Origin of the sequence: Hydrogenophaga intermedia (assembly GCF_000723405.1) — a bacterium.
GTDB lineage: Bacteria > Pseudomonadota > Gammaproteobacteria > Burkholderiales > Burkholderiaceae_C > Hydrogenophaga > Hydrogenophaga intermedia.
Genome location: NZ_CCAE010000011.1, coordinates 38,850 through 54,659, shown reverse-complemented (window position 1 = coordinate 54,659; position 15,810 = coordinate 38,850). Strand labels below are relative to the sequence as shown.

Here is a 15,810-nt window from a genome sequence, read left to right as displayed (position 1 = left end):
GTCTCCCGGAGTTCAGTCGGTTGAGATGCGGTTGAGGGTGTTCACGGCGCCCGGCCCCGTGGGCAGGCGCGGCACGAACTTGAAGGTGCCGGTGGCGTGGCTGCACAGCTTGCCGGCGGCGTCGAACACGCTGGCTTCGGTGAAGGCCAGGGTGGCGGTGCGGTGCAGCAGCTTGCCGCGCGCCACCAGCGGGCCCTTGGCGGCGCGCATGAAGCTGGTCTTCATCTCGATGGTGACGCAGCCCATGTCGGTCTGCACCGATCGCGCGGCGTGGGCCATCACCACATCCAGCAAGGTCATGCTGGCGCCACCGTGCACCACATCGAAGGAGTTCAGGTGCTCGGCGATCGGCTCGTAGGTGATCTCGGCCTCGCCGCCGTCCATGCGGGTGAGGCGAAAGCCGAGCAGATCGACGAAGGGAATGCGGACAGAAAACTCCAAGCGTTCAGCCTCCCGTGATGATGGACACGCCGCCGTCCACGGCCAGCCACTGGCCGGTGATGTGCTTGCCGGCGTCGCTGGCGTACAGCAGCGTCAGGCCTTTCAGGTCCTCGTCGTCACCCAGGCGGCCCAGCGGCGCGTGCGCGGCGAGCTTCTCCTCGCCCATGGCCTTGAGCGTGCCCTGTGTCATCTTGCTGGGGAAGAAGCCCGGGCAGATGGCGTTGACGCGGATGCCATGGTCGCCCCACTCGGCCGCGAGCGCGCGCGTGAAGTTGATGACCGCACCCTTGGAGGTGTTGTAGGCGATGGTCTTCATGCCGCGCGGGTTGCCACCCAGGCCGGCGATGGAGGCGGTGTTGATGATGCTGCCGCCCTTGTTCGGGATCATGCTGCGGCGCGCGACCTCCTGGCTCAGGATGAAGTAGCTGCGCACGTTGAGGTCCATGACCTTGTCCCAGGCGTCCACCGGGTGCTCTTCGGCCGCCGCGCCCCAGGCCGCGCCGGCGTTGTTCACCAGGATGTCGATCTTGCCCAGGCGCTTCATCGTCTCGTCGACCAGCCGGCGGCACTCCTCCTCGCTCTGGCCGTCGGCGGCGATCCACTGCGCGTCGATGCCGGCGGCCTTGAGTTCGGCCGTGGCCTCTTCCAGGTCGGCCTGCTTGCGCGAGCTGATCAGCACGCGCGCGCCGGCCTCGCCCAGCGCGTGCGCCATCTGCAGGCCCAGGCCGCGCGAGCCGCCGGTGATGAGGGAGGTCTTGCCCTTGAGGTCGAAGAGTTGGGAGATGGTGCGGGTCATGTCTTGTCTGCCTCGTGTGTGTTGTTTGAACCGACGAAAACGGCCATTGTGGCCCCGGGGCCGGCGCGCGTGTGTCACATCAGTGGCGCGCTCCGCGACCGCTCAGGCGCGCAGGCTCCATAGCCGCAGCGCCACGTGAACCTCGAGCGCCCGCGAGGCCTGGCCCAGGTGGCCCAGCAGCCCCTCGATGGTGCTCAGGCGCTGGCGCACCGTGTTGACGTGGATGTTCAGCCGCTGCGCCGTGGTCCTGGCGTTCTGGTTGCAGTCGAAGAAGCACAGCAAGGTGGCGGTGAGGGCCGTCTGGCGCTTGCGGTCGTGCTGGATCAAGGGGCCGATGCTGGCATCGAGGAACTGCTCCAGGCTGCTGGCGTCGTGGGTCTCGAACAGCGTGGAGTACAGCGCCAGCTCGTTCTGGCCGATGAGCTGTTCCTGCAGCCCCAGGCGGCGCAGGATGCCCATCGACCGTTTGATCGTCGCAAACACCGCGGGCAACTCGGCCGGTGAGCTCATGGGCCGCGACAGCACGCCGCGGTAGGCCTTGCCCACTTCCCGGCGCATCCACAGCGCCAGGGCCTGGCGCACCTCCTGGGCGCGAAGGGTGCTGCACACGACGGCCACGATGCCGTCGATGTCGTCGATGAGGCAGGGTTTCACCCCGGGGATCTGCAGCAGGCGCCGGGACACGAAGCCGGCGCTCGGCCCATTGAGCTCGACCATCATCAGGGACAGGGGCTGCGTGAGGTCCAGACCGAAGCGCTCGGCCCCGTCGCCCAGCAGGGCCAGCTCGTCCTGCCGCGGCGACACCAGGGCGCGCATCAGGGCCGACATGTCGCGGTGGCTGCTGGCCTCCTGGCGCTCCTGCGACAGCAGCACGATCCCGATCACGCTGGAGCTGCGCTCGAACGTGCGCTCGGCCACCTCTTCCAGTGGCTTCTGGTGAAACAGGACGATGGCGCCCAGCGCGTCGTCGCCCCCGATCACCGGCATGACGCGGCAGATTTCCCCGTCGGCTTCATAGGCCTGGGCCGAGCGCCCGGACAGGCGCGCCTGACGAAGGGCCCGGGCCAGGTCGGCGCTGTGTTCGCCATGGGGCTGGTAGCGTTGCGCGCCCGTGCCCGCGTAACCCTCGGCCACGCCCTGGCTGATGACCTGGTTGAGCTCGTCCAGCACCAGCAGGCCGCCACCCAACAGGCCCGCCACCGCCTGACACAGCGTCGCCAGCGAGGCGCCCCGGGCCAGCAGCAGGGTGATCTCCTCGTGCGCGTCGGCGGCGGCCTGCACGCCCCGGATGTGGCGCTCCAGTTCGGACCGGGCCTCGTCCGCCTTGTCCAGCGCCAGGTTGACGCGCTTGAAGTCGCGCGCGTTCTTCAGGGCCAGCGCGCCGTGGGCGGCCAGCGCGCGCAGGATCGCGATGTTCTGCGTGGTGTGGACCCGCGGGTAGCGGTCCGCCGCGAACAGCAGGCCGATCACCTCGTCCTGCCAGATCAGCGGCACGCCCACCAGGGCGCAGATGCCCTCGGCGCGGAAGATGTCGTCGAAGCGGGGGTCGTGGCTGAAGCGCGTGTCGTGCAGGTAGTCGGGTGTGGTGAAAGGCATGCGGGTGGCCATCACCACGCTGGCCACGCCCCGGTCGCTGCGGATGTTCATGGCGACCGAATTGCGCGTCAGCCCGCCTTCGGCGGCCAGCGCCTGGAACACGCCACGCGCCTCGTCCAGCTCGGAGAGCCAGGCCATGTCCGCACCCAGCAGGCGCCGCGTCCTGGCCACCATGGCATCGAGCAACTTGCCTTGTTCGAGTTGCTCGGAGAGGTCCTGGGCCGACTCCATCAGGGCCACCATGCCCTGCTCGCGTTGCTGAAGCACCTCGATGCGGTTGTGCACGGCCATGGCCATGCGCACCGTCTCCACCAGGCTGGCCTTGTCGGCCTGACCGGCCGGCAAGGCCTCGACCTGGGCCAACTGTTGGGCGAAGTCCTCGGCGGGCGCGGCGCGGTGCAGCAACTCAATCAAGGTCTGCGCGATCGAGGGGGGGATGTCCAAGGCGCCTCCTGCGTTGGGCGGCAAGGGTACCAGAGCCCGCCGACCCGAAAGGGGGTGCCTTATGTGAGGTCGTCACACAAACAAGCCTGTATTTGTGTGCGCAAAGAACATGGCTCGTGACGGATGCATTGCAGACACTGCCCGCAGCTTGCACACCGACCGACCCATGGCCCTCCACGAATCCCTCCGCCCTGCCCCCGGCCTTCGCGTGCTGATCACTGCCGGGGCCGGTGGCATCGGCGCCGCCATCGCACGCGCTTTCCATGCCGCGGGCGCTCAGGTGCACGTCTGCGACATCGACCGCTTGGCCCTGGACCGGCTGCTCACCGAGAGCCCGGGCCTCACCGGCACGCCGGCCGATGCCTCGGTCCCATCCGATGTGGACGCCGTGTTCGAGGGCGTGCGCCACCACCTGGGCGGCCTGGACGTCCTGGTCAACAACGCCGGCATTGCCGGCCCCACCGCCGCCATCGAGGACATCGACGCCGCGGCCTGGGAGCGCACGCTGGCCGTCAACCTGGACAGCCAGTTCCATTTCGCCCGCCGCGCGGTGCCCTTGCTCAAGGCCTCGGGCGCAAACCCGAGCCTCATCGCCATGGGCTCGGTCGCGGGCCGCCTCGGCTATGCCTACCGCACGCCCTACGCCGCCAGCAAGTGGGCCATCGTGGGCATGACCCGTTCGTTGGCCATCGAGCTCGGACCTCAGGGCGTGCGAGTCAACGCCATCCTGCCCGGCGTGGTCGAGGGCGCCCGCATGGACGGCGTCATCGCGGCACGCGCCAGCGCGCTGGACATCAGCCCGCAAGCGATGCGCCAGCAGTACCTGGACAAGATTTCCCTGCGCCGCATGGTCACCGCCGACGACGTCGCGGCTACGGCGCTGTTCCTGAGTTCGCCGGGCGCGCGCAACCTGACCGGTCAGGTGATCAGCGTGGACGGCAACGTCGAGTACCTCTGACCCCCCATCCACAACAGGAGACAAACCATGAGTTCATTTCGCCTCGCCGCCCTCCCCGCGGCCCTGCTGATCGCCTCGGCCGCGCACGCCGACGCGGTCAAGATCGGCCTGCTGGAAACCCTCTCGGGCCCGCAAGCCTCCACGGGTCAGACCTTCCGCGCCGGCGTGCGCTTCGCTATCGACAAGATGAACGCGGCCGGCGGCTGGAACGGCCAGCCGGTGCAACTGGTCGAGTACGACAACCAGGGCGGGCCCGCCGGCGCGTCCGACAAGCTCAAGGCCGCCATCGCCGACGGCGTGCAGATCGTCGTGCAGGGGGCGTCGTCGGCCATCGGCGGGCAGATCACCGAAGACGTGCGCAAGCACAACCTGCGCAACCCGGGCAAGGAAATCGTCTACATCAACGTCGGCGCCGAGGCCCTGGAGCTGACGGGTGAAAAGTGCAACTTCCACCACTTCCGCGTGGCGCCCAACGCGCAGGTGCGCACCAAGGTGCTGGTCAAAGGCATGAAGGAGGCCAACGCACTGGGCAAGAAGGTCTATTCCATCAACCAGAACTACTCCTGGGGCCAGGACATGGAGGCCGCCATCGTCGACAACGCGACGGCGGGCGGCTACCAGGTGGTGGAGAAGACCCTGCACGACACCAACAAGATCCAGGACTTCGCGCCCTACATCGCCAAGATCGGCAGCTCCGGTGCCGAGACCGTGCTCACCGGCAACTGGTCCAACGACCTGCTGCTGATGATGAAAGCGGCCAAGGGCGCCGGCCTCAAGGCCACGTTCGGCACGGTCTTCCTGGATCAGCCGGGCAACATCAGCAACGCCGGTGACACCGCCCTGGGGCACTTCATCGTGCACGCCTTCAACGGCGAAGCGGGTGGCGCCGACGGCGAGCGCTTCGTGGCCGACTTCTCGGCCAAGCTGGGCCGCCCGCCCGTGTTCGTCGAACCGCAGACGGCGTTCGGCCTGGACATGGTGGCCGATGCCCTGCGGCGCACCAAGCCCGAGGGCGGCAAGCTCAACGTGAACGCCTTCGCCCGCGCGATGGAGACGGCGCGCGTGAAGACCCCCATGGGCGAGGCCAGCATGCGCGCCGCGGACCACCAGATCCTGATGCCGCTGGTGGTGTCCACCGTGACCCGGGACGCCCGCTACAAGGTGGACGGCACGGACATGGGCTTCAAGCCGGTGAAGGTGTTCAGCGCCGAAGACGCCGCCATGCCCGTGCAGGCCAGCTGCAAGATGCAGCGCCCGTCCTGAGCCATGGACACCCTGCTGTTCTCGCTGCTCAACGGCGTCATCTACGGTCTGCTGCTGTTCATGGTGTCGGCGGGGCTGACGCTGGTGTTCGGAATGATGGGGGTGCTGAACTTCGCCCACGCATCGTTCTACATGCTCGGCGCCTACTTCGCCTACACGCTGCAGGGCGTGCTGGGCTTCGGCGCGGCGGTCGTGGTGGCCATGTTGCTGGCCGGCGGCGTGGGCGCGGTGGTGGAGCGCTTCTTCCTGCGGCGTGTCCACCACCATGGCCACGCGCACGAACTGCTGCTCACCTTCGGGCTGTCGTTCATCGTGGCCGAGTCGATCAAGCTGCTGTTCGGCAACTTTCCGGTGAACTACCAGGTGCCCGCGGCACTCGACGGTTCGGCCTTCTCGCTCGGCGGGCAGCAGTACCCCCTGTACCGCCTGCTGATGGGGGGCGTGGCCCTGGCGATGTTCGCGCTGCTCTACCTGCTGCTCACGCGCACCCGCGTCGGCATCATCGTGCGCTCGGCCATCTACCGGCCGCGCATGGTGGAGGCCCTGGGCCACAACGTGCAGTTCGTGTTCATGGGCGTGTTCGGCGTCGGCGCGGCGCTGGCGGGGCTGGCCGGCGCCATTGCCGGCGCCTTCTACACCACGAGCCCGAACATGGCGCTGGAGATCGGCGTGATGGTCTTCGTGGTGGTGGTGGTCGGCGGCCTGGGTTCGCTGGCGGGGGCCATGCTGGCGTCCCTGCTGATCGGCCTGCTCACCTCGCTGGCGGTGGGCATCGACCACAGCCTGGCCGACCTGCTGGGCCTGTTGGGCGCGCGGGCCTGGGCCGAAGGCGTGGGCGGCCTGCTCACGCTCAAGCTGTCCAGTCTGGCGTCCACGCTGCCATTCGCCCTGATGTTGCTCGTCCTGCTGTTGCGGCCCCAGGGCCTGCTGGGCGACAAGAGCTGATTCTTCCCATGCGCACCTCCCTCTCCCTCCTGTCGGGCGGCGTGGCCCTGCTCGCGGTGTTGCCGTTCCTGCTGTCGGCGGGGTTGCTCAACGCCGCCGTGCAGATGCTGATCGCTGCCCTGTTCGCCAGCGCCTACGGTCTGCTGGCGGGTCGCGCCGGCATGCTCTCCTTCGGGCATGCGGCGTATTTCGGCGTGGGCGCGTTTGCCACCGTCCACGGCATGAACGCCCTGGGCGGCACCGGGCTGTTGCCCACGCCGCTGATGCCGTTGGTGGGCGCCGGTGCGGGCCTGGCCTTCGGCGTGGTGGCGGGCTGGTTCGCCACCCAGCGCAGCGGCACGGCCTTCGCCATGATCACCCTGGCCATCGCGGAGTTGCTGCACTCGCTGGCACCGCAGCTCAAGGGCCTGTTCGGTGGTGAATCGGGCATCTCCACCATGCGCATGCCGGCCTGGGGCCTGAATTTCGGCTCGACCACGCAGGTGTACTACCTAACGCTGGTCTGGGTGCTGATCTCGCTGCTGCTGCTGCACTTCCACACGCGCACGCCGGCCGGGCGCCTGACGCTGGGCCTGCGCGAGAACAGCCACCGCCTGCGATTCCTGGGCTACGACGTGCACCGCCTCAGCGTGTCGGCCTTCGCCATCTCCGGCCTCTTCTCGGGCCTGGCGGGCGCGCTGCAGGTGCTCGCCAACGAGGCGGCCAACTACGTGGTGTTCGACCCCGCCGTCTCGGCCAGCGTGGTGCTCAACAGCTACATCGGTGGCGTCGGCGTGTTCCTGGGGCCCGCGCTGGGTGCCGCGCTCATGAGCTTCTTCGGCTATGCCGTGTCCGACACCACCCAGGCCTGGCTGCTCTACCAGGGCGTGCTGTTCGTGCTGGTGATGATGTTCATGCCGCAAGGCCTGGTCGGCCTGGGTGGCCTGGCGGTGTCGCGCGTGCGGCGCCTGGGCGCCGCGCGGGCCCTGCCCCTGCTGCTGGCCTGGCTGCTGGCGGCCCTGCTGCTGGCCGCTGGCGCGGTGTTCCTGGTCGAGCTGCTGCAGCGTCTGTGCTCGCAGGACTACCGCACCCTGGCCGCCCAGGCGCAGGGCTGGCCGCCCGTGAACCTGCTCGATGCCACCTGGGACGTGACCAGCGTGGCCACCTGGGCCTGGCCGCTGGGCCTGATGGCCCTGGGCGGCGGCCTGCTGGCTTTCGCGCACAAACGCCTGCGCACCCCGGAAGACGCCGCATGACCGAGCCCATCCTGCAACTCAAGGCGCTGTGCAAGTCGTTTGGCGACACGCAGATCATTCGCGGCGTCGACCTCGAGGTGGCGCCGGGCGAGCGCCGCGCCCTCATCGGCCCCAACGGCGCCGGCAAGTCCACGCTGTTTCACCTGATCTCGGGCAACCTGGCCGCCAGCTCGGGCACGGTGGCCTTCCAGGGGCGCGACATCACCGGCTGGTCGCCCCAGCGCGTGAACCGCCTGGGCCTGGCGCGCTCGTTCCAGATCACCAACATCTTCCCCAGGCTGACGGTGTTCGAGAACGTGCGCCTGGCGGTGATGCGCCAGCAGCCGCAGCCCACGGCGTTCTGGCGCCGCGTCGAGCGTTTGCCCGGCCTGCGCGAAGCCACGGATCGGCTGCTCGAACAGGTGCGCCTGCACACGCGCGCCACCGGCCTGGCCGGTGAACTCAGCTACTCCGAGCAGCGCTCGCTGGAGATCGCGATGACCGTGGCCTCCGATCCCCGGCTCATCCTGCTCGACGAGCCCATGGCGGGCATGTCGAGCGAAGAGACGGAGTACACCTTGAATCTGATCCGCGAGGTCACCGCCGGCCGTGCGCTGCTGATCGTGGAGCACGACATGGACGTGGTGTTCAAGCTGGCCGACCGCATCAGCGTGCTGGTGTATGGCGAGGTCATCGCCACCGGCACGCCGGACGAGATCCGCCAGCACCGGGGCGTGCGCGAGGCCTACCTGGGCGAGGAGGTGGCGGCATGACGGACTTGCTCGAGGTGCACGACCTGCACGCCTTCTACGGCAAGAGCCACATCCTGCAAGGCGTGGGCCTGCGCGTCGGCCAGGGCGAGGTGCTCAGCCTGCTCGGGCGCAACGGCTCGGGCCGCTCCACCACGCTCAAGGCCCTGATGGGGCTGGTGCCGCCCAGCCGGGGCAGCGTGCGCCTGGCCGGCCGCGAACTGACCGGCTCCCCGCCCAGCCGCATCTGCCGCGCGGGCCTGGCCTATGTGCCCGAAGAGCGCGAGGTGTTTGCCAACCTCACCGTGGACGAAAACCTGCGCATGGGCGAACAGCCCCCGGCACCCGGCGCGCCGCGCTGGACCCTGCGGCAGATGTTCGACTACTTCCCCCGACTCGAGGAGCGGCGCCACACCCGGGCGGGCAGCCTGTCCGGCGGCGAGCAGCAGATGCTCACGATCTGCCGCTCCCTGCTAGGCAACCCGCGCGTCATCCTGATCGACGAGCCCACGGAAGGGCTGGCGCCCATGATCGTGGCGCAGGTCGCCGAGTGCATCCGCGACATGCGCGCCCAGGGCGTGTCCGTCGTCCTGGTCGAGCAGAAGCTGGCCATCGCGCTCAAGGTGTCGGACCGCGTCTGCGTGATGGGCCATGGCCGCATCGTGTTCGAGGGCACGCCCGCCCAACTGCAATCCGATCCGGCGCTGCTCGCGCAGTGGCTGGCCGTCTAGGAAGCCTTCCTACAAGACTTCACACAAGCCTTCGCATGTCCGACAAAGTCATCATCTCCTGCGCGGTCACCGGCTCGGTGCACACGCCCACCATGTCGCCCCACCTGGCGATCACGCCCGAGCAGATCGCCGAGCAGGCCATCGAAGCCGCCGAGGCGGGCGCGGCCATCCTGCACCTGCACGCGCGCGACCCGGCGGACGGGCGGCCCACGCCCGACCCGAAGGTCTTCGACCGCTTCGTGCCGCGCATCAAGGCCGCCACCGACGCGGTCATCAACATCACCACCGGCGGCAGCACCCGCATGACGCTGGCCGAGCGCCTGGCCTACCCCCTGCAGGCGGCGCCCGAGATGTGCTCGCTCAACATGGGGTCGATGAATTTCACCATCCACCCCGTGGCGCGAAAGATCACGAACTGGCAGCACGGGTGGGAGAAGCCCTACGTCGAAGGCATGGAGGACCTGATCTTTCGCAACACCTTCGCCGACATCAAACACATCCTCCAGGTGCTGGGCCGCGAGCGCGGCACGCGCTTCGAGTTCGAGTGTTACGACATGGGCCACCTCTACACGCTGGCCCACTTCCGCGACGAGGGCCTGATCGATGGGCCCATCTTCCTGCAGTGCATCTTCGGCATCCTCGGCGGCCTCGGCGCCGACCCGGAAAACCTCGTCGCCATGCGCACCACGGCCGATCGCCTGTTCGGCCGCGACGGTTACCGCTTCTCCGTGCTCGGCGCCGGGCGCCACCAGATGCCGCTGCTGACCATGGCCGCGGTGATGGGCGGCAACGTGCGCGTGGGGCTTGAAGACAGCCTCTACCTGGGCAAAGGCCAACTGGCCAGCAGTTGCGCCGAGCAGGTGCGCAAGATCCGCCGCATTCTCGACGAGCTGTCCCTGGAGGTCGCGACACCCGCCGAGGCCCGGACCCTGCTGGCGCTCAAGGGCGCCGACGCCGTCAACTTCTGACCACCTTCACACATCATGAAAAAACTGCTTCAAGAACGGGTTGCCATCGTCACCGGTGCCGGCGGTGGCCTGGGCCGCGCCCACGCCCTGGAACTGGCGCGCCATGGTGCGCGCGTGATCGTCAACGAACTCGGCAGCCCCAGCGGCAGCGCCGCCGCGCAGGCCGTGGTGGACGCCATCCGCGCCCAGGGCGGCGAGGCCCTGGCGCACCTGGGCGACGTCACGCGGGCCGGCAACATGCAGGACATGGCCGAGCTGGCCATGTCCGCGTGGGGCCGCATCGACATCCTCATCAACAACGCGGGCATCCTGCGGGACAAGTCCTTCGCCAAGATGTCGCTGGACGACTTCCGCCTGGTGCTGGAGGTGCACGTCATGGGCGCCGTCCACGCCACCAAGGCGGTGTGGCCGCAGATGCAGGAGCAGCAGTACGGCCGCATCGTGATGACCACCTCGTCGTCGGGCCTGTACGGCAACTTCGGCCAGTCCAACTACGGGGCCGCCAAGATGGCGCTGGTGGGCCTGATGCAGACGCTGGCGCTGGAAGGTGACAAGCGCAACATCCGCGTCAACTGCCTGGCCCCCTCAGCCGCCACGGGCATGACGCACGGCATCCTGCCGCCCGAGGCGCTGGCCCGGCTCACGCCGGAACGGGTCAGCCCCGCACTGATTCCCCTCGTCTGCGAAGACGCGCCCAACCGCACCATCCTGCTGGCGGGTGCGGGCAGCTTCGAGGCCGCGCACATCACCATGACGCAGGGCATCCACATCGCCGACCAGGCCCGCGCCGCCGAGCAGTTGTGCCAGCGTCTGGCCGAGGTCCGCAGCCGCGAGGGAGAACGTGTCCCGGGGTCTGGCTGGGAGCAGTACGCGCATGAGCTGAAGTTGGGCGAGCGCGCCGTGGAAGGTGCCGCATGAGCGCCGGCCTGCAAGGACAGGTGGCCTGGGTCACCGGGGCCGGCTCCGGCATCGGGCTGGCGGCGGCCCGTGCGCTGGCCGGTGCTGGCGCCACCGTGGTGCTGTCCGGGCGACGCGCGGGTCTGCTGGAGGCAGCGGCCGAACAGATCCGCGCCGCCGGTGGCCTGGCCGAGGTGGCGGCGCTGGACGTGACCGATGCCCAGGCCGTGGCGGCCGCAGCCTCGCAACTGCTGCAGCGCCACGGCGGCCGCCTGGACGTGTTGGTGAACTGCGCGGGCACCAACACGCCCGAGCGCTTCTGGCACGACCAATCCGCGCAGGGCTGGCGCCAGGTCATCGCGACCAACCTGGACAGCATGTTCTACACGACGCATGCCGTCCTGCCCGCCATGCGCGCACGTCGCAGTGGCCTGGTCATCAACGTGTCGTCCTGGGCCGGCGTGCACCACCCCAAGCTCACCGGACCGGCCTACAACGGCAGCAAGCACGCCGTGGTCGCGATGACGGAGACCATCAACATGGAAGACGGCGTGAACGGCATCCGCGCCTGCAGCCTGTGCCCCGCCGAGGTGGCCACGCCCATCCTGGACACGCGGCCCTCGCCGCCCACCGCGCAGGAGCGCTCGCGCATGCTGCAACCCGACGACCTGGGACACACCATCCGCTTCATCGCCGAGCTGCCCGCCGGCGTTTGCATCAACCAGCTCGTCATCAGCCCGACCTGGAACCGCATGTACGTGAACGACTTGTAAGCCTGGCCTTTCCACCCCCAACGAAGGAGACAGAAGTGATGAGAAAAGGATTCGTCGCGAGCGGCTGTGTCGTGGCCCTGCTGGCCCCGGCCGCCGCCCTTCATGCCCAGGGGCACGCCCGGCCGCTGCCGTGCGCGCAGATGCAGGGGCTGAGCGTCCCGGCGGGCGCCATCGGCCTGCCCACGGGCGGTGGACAGGTCAACGAGGCGGTGGTGGTGCCGGCCGCGGGATCGAATGCGTCCGCCGCACCCGAGCACTGCCGCCTCACCGGCACCATCGCCCCGGTCGATCCGCTGGCCCCGCGCATCACCTTCCGCGTGGCGCTGCCCGTGGCCTGGAACAGCAAGGGGATGATGTTCGGCGGCGGCGGCTTCAATGGCACGGTGCCCAACGTGGCGGGCAATGTGCCGGCGGGGCCGACCGACCAGCCCACACCCTTGGGGCGCGGCTATGCCACGTTCGCCAGCGATTCGGGCCACCAGGCCAATGCCACCGGGTCGCTGGACGGCCAGTTCCTGCTGAACGCGGAGGCAGAGCGCAACTTCGGTGGCGAGGCGCTCAAGAAGACGCGCGACGCGGCCGTGTTCCTGATCGGCAGGCACTACGGTCGCGGCGCGCCCAAACGCGCGTACTTTGCGGGCGGCTCCACCGGCGGGCGAGAGGCGCTCTCGCTGGCGCAGCGCTGGCCGGGCGACTGGGACGGCATCATCGCCTGGTACCCGGCGTGGAATCAGCTCTCGGCCATGCTGGCGGGCCACCGCACCAGCCGTGCCCTGGCGCAACCGGGCGCCTACCCCAACCCCGCCAAGCGCGCGCTGCTGCGGCGCGCGGTGCTGGAAACCTGCGACCTGCTGGACGGCGTGGCCGACGGCGTGGTGAGCCACCAGTCGCAGTGCAACGCCGTCTTCGACCCAGCCGTGGCGCAGGTCGCCGGCGCCCCCCTGCGCTGCGCCGGTGGCACCGATGCCGGTGACGCCTGCCTGTCCGACGCGCAGATCGCCGCGCTCAACACCATGAACACGGCGACACGGTTCAACTTCTTCCTGGCCAGCGGCTCCAGCGGCTACCCGGGCTACAACGTCTGGGGCGCCTCGTTGGGTGGTGCGGCGGGCTCGTCGCCGGTGCACCCGATCGAGACCTTCCTCAACCTGGGCACCGAGCAACCGGCCATGCCGGTGCCCTCGGGTGCGCCTTACATCACCAAGCAGCTCGACCAGGTGATCAAGCTCGGTGTCACGCGCAACCCGGCTTTCGATTCGCTGGCGCTGGACCCGGAGAATCCCGGCCCCTGGGCGTCCCGTTTCAGCGCGCTCAGCACCCAGCTCGACGTGGGCACGGACCTCACCGCCTTTGCCGCCCGGGGCGGCAAGCTGCTGCTCGCGCACGGGGTGTCGGACGTGCTGGTGAGCGCCCGCGCCACGGAGCAGTACTACCAGCGCCTGCAGGCGCAGATGGGCCCGGCCCGGGTGGACACCTTCGTGCGCTACTACGAGGTGCCGGGCTACGGGCACGCGGTGAGCACGGTGTTCAACGCCACCTGGGACTCCCTGACGGCCCTGGAAAACTGGGTGGAAAGGGGCGCGGCGCCGCGCGAACAGGTCACCACCGACACGGTGGGCGTGCCCGGGCGCCAGCGTCCGCTGTGCGAGTACCCCGCCTGGCCGCGGTACCGCGGCACGGGAGACGTGAACGCCGCGGCGTCCTTCGTCTGCACCAACCGCTGAACGCTGGCGCGCCCAGGAGCGGCGCGCCCGCCTAGAACGCCTCTTCCGGCAGCGCCGCGCAGGTCGGGTCGCGCTGGCTCACCACGGCGAGCCAGGCGCCGATCTTGGGCAGCTCGTAGTGGAAGAAGAAGCGCATGGCGCCCAGGCGCCCGGTGCGCGCGGCGCTCTCGGGTGAGGCCTGCGCGGCCAGGGCCACGTCGAGCCAGATCCAGGCCAGCACCGTATGGCCAAAGGCCTGCAGGTAGGGCACGGCATTGGCCAGCGCCTCGGCCGGGTTGCCGGTGGCCCAGGCGGCCTTGGTGGCCGCGCCCAGTTGCGCCAGCGCCTGACCCAGGGCGTTGCCATGCACCGCCATGTCGGGCACGTGCATGGCGCGTTCGATGGTGGCGTTGATGCGCTGCGCCAGCAACTGCAGGCCGCGGCCGTTTTCCATCAGCACCTTGCGGCCCAGCAGATCCATGGCCTGGATGCCGTGCGTGCCCTCGTGGATCATGTTCAGGCGGTTGTCGCGCCAGTACTGCTCCACCGGAAAGTCGCGCGTATAGCCGTAGCCGCCGTGCACCTGGATCGCCAGGCTGTTGGCCTCCAAACACCACTCGCTGGGCCAGCTCTTGGCGATGGGGGTGAGCACCTCCAGCAGCAGGCGCGCTTCGTCGGCGGCCTCGGGCGCGCCGGTGTGCTGCTCGTCCACCAGCCGCGCGCAGTACAGCTCCAGCGCCAGCGCGCCTTCGCAGTAGCTCTTCTGCGCCAGCAGCATGCGCTTCACGTCGGCGTGTTCGATGATGCGGCTCTGGGGTCGCGACGGGTCCTTCCCCTCGGGTCCGACCGGCCTGCCCTGAGGCCGGTTCTTCGCATAGTCGAGGCTGGCGTGGTAGCCCGCCATGCCCAGCATGGTGGCGGCCATGCCCACGCCAATGCGGGCCTCGTTCATCATGTGGAACATGCAGCGCAGGCCCTCGCCGGGCTGGCCGACGAGGTAGCCCACCGCCCCTGCGCCGCCGCGCACCGGGAACTTGCCTTCGCCGAAGTTCAGCAGCGTGTTGGTGGTGCCGCGCCAGCCGCACTTGTGGTTCAGGCCGGCCAGGGCCACGTCGTTGCGCTCGCCGGTCAGCTTCGCGTCCGCGTCCACCAGCTTCTTGGGCACGATGAACAAGGAGATGCCCTTCACCCCCGGCGGCAGCTTGCCATCGGCTCCCGGAATCTTCGCCAGCACCAGGTGGATGATGTTCTCGGTGAGCTCGTGCTCGCCGGCCGAGATCCACATCTTGTTGCCCTTGAGCCGAAAGCGCGGGCCCAGCGGGTCATTCATGAAGTCATCGCCATCGGGCGTGGCGCGCGTGGCCACGTCGCTCAGGCTCGATCCGGCCTGCGGCTCGCTCAGGCACATGGTGCCGGACCAGCGGCCCGAGAACTCGTTGAGCGCGAACACGCGCTTCTGCGCCTCGGTGCCATGCGCCATCAGCAGATTGGCGTTGCCCGTGGTGAGCATGCCGCTGCCGATGCTGACCGAGGCCATGGCGAAGAACGCGTTGGCCGCCGCTTCCACCGTGTAGGGCAGTTGCATGCCACCGATGGCGTAGTCCTGCGCGGCGCTGAGCATGCCGCTCTCGGCGTAGGCCTTCTGCGCGTCGTGCGTGGCCTGCGGCAGGACCACGCGTTCGCCGTCGAAGTGCGGCTCCTGCGTGTCCACCGTGCGGTTGAAGGGCGCGTACTTCTCGCGCGCGATGCGCTCGCAGGTGTCGAGCACGGCATCGAAGGTCTCGCGGCTGTGGTCGGCGAAGCGCTCGCGCTGGTTCAGGGATTCGACCCCGAGCCAGTCGTTGAGCAGGAAGTCGACGGTGGGGCGCAGGCTCATGGGGGTTCTCTCGTCAGGTCTTGGGTGGCAGCGCGGCGATGGTGCCCTGCGCCACCGCGCACAGCTTCTCCTCGCCCCCTTGCACCACGAACACGTCGCAGCGGCACACCGCCTGGCTGCGGCCCGCGTGCACGGCCTCGGCGCGCGCGATCAGGCGCTCGCCCACGGCGGGCCGCAGGTAGTTGATCTTGAATTCGCTCGTGACCACGGGCACGCGCAAGGCCGTGCCTCCCGCATAGGTGAGCGCGTTGTCGGCGGCGTAGCTCACCACGCCGCCGTGCACGAAGCCGTGCTGCTGCTTCACCGACTCGCCGATCGGCACCTGCAGCTCGCAGCGCCCGGGGCTGAGCGCGGCGAGCTCGGCACCGATCAGGCGCGAGAACGGCTGCAAGGCCAGCACCTCGCGCCCCATGGCCAGGAACACCTCGGGGCTCACGCCGGCGGCGTCCATGGCGG

At 69.5% G+C, this 15,810-nt stretch carries 15 protein-coding genes; 10 read left to right on the top strand and 5 right to left on the bottom strand.

Annotated elements, in window-relative coordinates; genetic code table 11:
- Positions 1-12 precede the first annotated feature (12 nt).
- The 3 genes from BN948_RS09320 to BN948_RS09310 all read right to left on the bottom strand — a co-directional run bounded on the left by BN948_RS09320 (position 13) and on the right by BN948_RS09310 (position 3,277).
- Positions 13-441: a PaaI family thioesterase gene (locus tag BN948_RS09320; RefSeq protein WP_009518617.1), complete on the bottom strand. Its 429-nt coding sequence runs from the start codon at positions 439-441 to the stop codon at positions 13-15.
- A gap of 4 nt (positions 442-445) precedes the next feature.
- Positions 446-1,237, bottom strand: a complete 792-nt coding sequence (locus BN948_RS09315; protein WP_009518618.1) for an SDR family oxidoreductase — start codon at positions 1,235-1,237, stop codon at positions 446-448.
- 102 nt (positions 1,238-1,339) lie between these two features.
- The gene (locus tag BN948_RS09310; RefSeq protein WP_009518619.1) at positions 1,340-3,277 is read right to left on the bottom strand and encodes a helix-turn-helix domain-containing protein; all 1,938 of its coding nucleotides are present in this window, start codon (positions 3,275-3,277) and stop codon (positions 1,340-1,342) included.
- Positions 3,278-3,443: 166 nt separating this feature from the next.
- Here BN948_RS09310 and BN948_RS09305 point away from each other — a divergent pair, with 166 nt between their 5' ends.
- The 10 genes from BN948_RS09305 to BN948_RS09260 are packed head-to-tail and all read left to right on the top strand — an operon-like array spanning position 3,444 to position 13,499.
- A complete protein-coding gene (locus BN948_RS09305; protein ID WP_009518621.1) occupies positions 3,444-4,235 on the top strand; it encodes an SDR family oxidoreductase in 792 nt (263 codons plus the stop codon).
- 27 nt (positions 4,236-4,262) lie between these two features.
- Complete coding sequence (locus tag BN948_RS09300) at positions 4,263-5,498, top strand: branched-chain amino acid ABC transporter substrate-binding protein (protein ID WP_009518622.1); 1,236 nt, start codon at positions 4,263-4,265, stop codon at positions 5,496-5,498.
- A gap of 3 nt (positions 5,499-5,501) precedes the next feature.
- Complete coding sequence (locus BN948_RS09295; protein WP_009518623.1) at positions 5,502-6,443, top strand: branched-chain amino acid ABC transporter permease; 942 nt, start codon at positions 5,502-5,504, stop codon at positions 6,441-6,443.
- Positions 6,444-6,451: 8 nt separating this feature from the next.
- Positions 6,452-7,678, top strand: a complete 1,227-nt coding sequence (locus tag BN948_RS09290; RefSeq protein WP_009518624.1) for a branched-chain amino acid ABC transporter permease — start codon at positions 6,452-6,454, stop codon at positions 7,676-7,678.
- The gene (locus tag BN948_RS09285; RefSeq protein WP_009518625.1) at positions 7,675-8,430 is read left to right on the top strand and encodes an ABC transporter ATP-binding protein; all 756 of its coding nucleotides are present in this window, start codon (positions 7,675-7,677) and stop codon (positions 8,428-8,430) included. The genes BN948_RS09290 and BN948_RS09285 overlap by 4 nt, the downstream gene beginning before the upstream one ends.
- Positions 8,427-9,137 carry an ABC transporter ATP-binding protein gene (locus BN948_RS09280; protein WP_009518626.1) on the top strand — a complete coding sequence of 237 codons (711 nt, stop codon included), beginning with the start codon at positions 8,427-8,429 and terminating at the stop codon, positions 9,135-9,137. The genes BN948_RS09285 and BN948_RS09280 overlap by 4 nt, the downstream gene beginning before the upstream one ends.
- A 35-nt stretch (positions 9,138-9,172) precedes the next feature.
- A complete protein-coding gene (kce, locus tag BN948_RS09275) occupies positions 9,173-10,105 on the top strand; it encodes a 3,5-dioxohexanoate:acetyl-CoA acetone transferase (protein ID WP_009518627.1) in 933 nt (310 codons plus the stop codon).
- Positions 10,106-10,120: 15 nt separating this feature from the next.
- Complete coding sequence (locus BN948_RS09270; protein ID WP_009518628.1) at positions 10,121-11,023, top strand: SDR family NAD(P)-dependent oxidoreductase; 903 nt, start codon at positions 10,121-10,123, stop codon at positions 11,021-11,023.
- The gene (locus BN948_RS09265; RefSeq protein WP_009518629.1) at positions 11,020-11,775 is read left to right on the top strand and encodes an SDR family oxidoreductase; all 756 of its coding nucleotides are present in this window, start codon (positions 11,020-11,022) and stop codon (positions 11,773-11,775) included. Before BN948_RS09270 ends, BN948_RS09265 begins: the two co-directional genes overlap by 4 nt.
- Before the next feature lie 38 nt (positions 11,776-11,813).
- Entirely contained in the window at positions 11,814-13,499 is a 1,686-nt protein-coding gene (locus BN948_RS09260; RefSeq protein ID WP_009518630.1) for a tannase/feruloyl esterase family alpha/beta hydrolase, read from the top strand.
- Between the two features lie 31 nt (positions 13,500-13,530).
- On the opposite strand, the gene BN948_RS09255 is transcribed toward BN948_RS09260, so the two are convergent.
- Together BN948_RS09255 and BN948_RS09250 are read right to left on the bottom strand one after the other, a co-directional pair.
- Positions 13,531-15,354, bottom strand: coding sequence for an acyl-CoA dehydrogenase (locus BN948_RS09255; RefSeq protein WP_009518631.1), 1,824 nt, complete (start codon positions 15,352-15,354; stop codon positions 13,531-13,533).
- A 13-nt stretch (positions 15,355-15,367) separates the two neighbouring features.
- Positions 15,368-15,805: a PaaI family thioesterase gene (locus BN948_RS09250; protein ID WP_009518632.1), complete on the bottom strand. Its 438-nt coding sequence runs from the start codon at positions 15,803-15,805 to the stop codon at positions 15,368-15,370.
- Between the last annotated feature and the right edge of the window lie 5 nt (positions 15,806-15,810).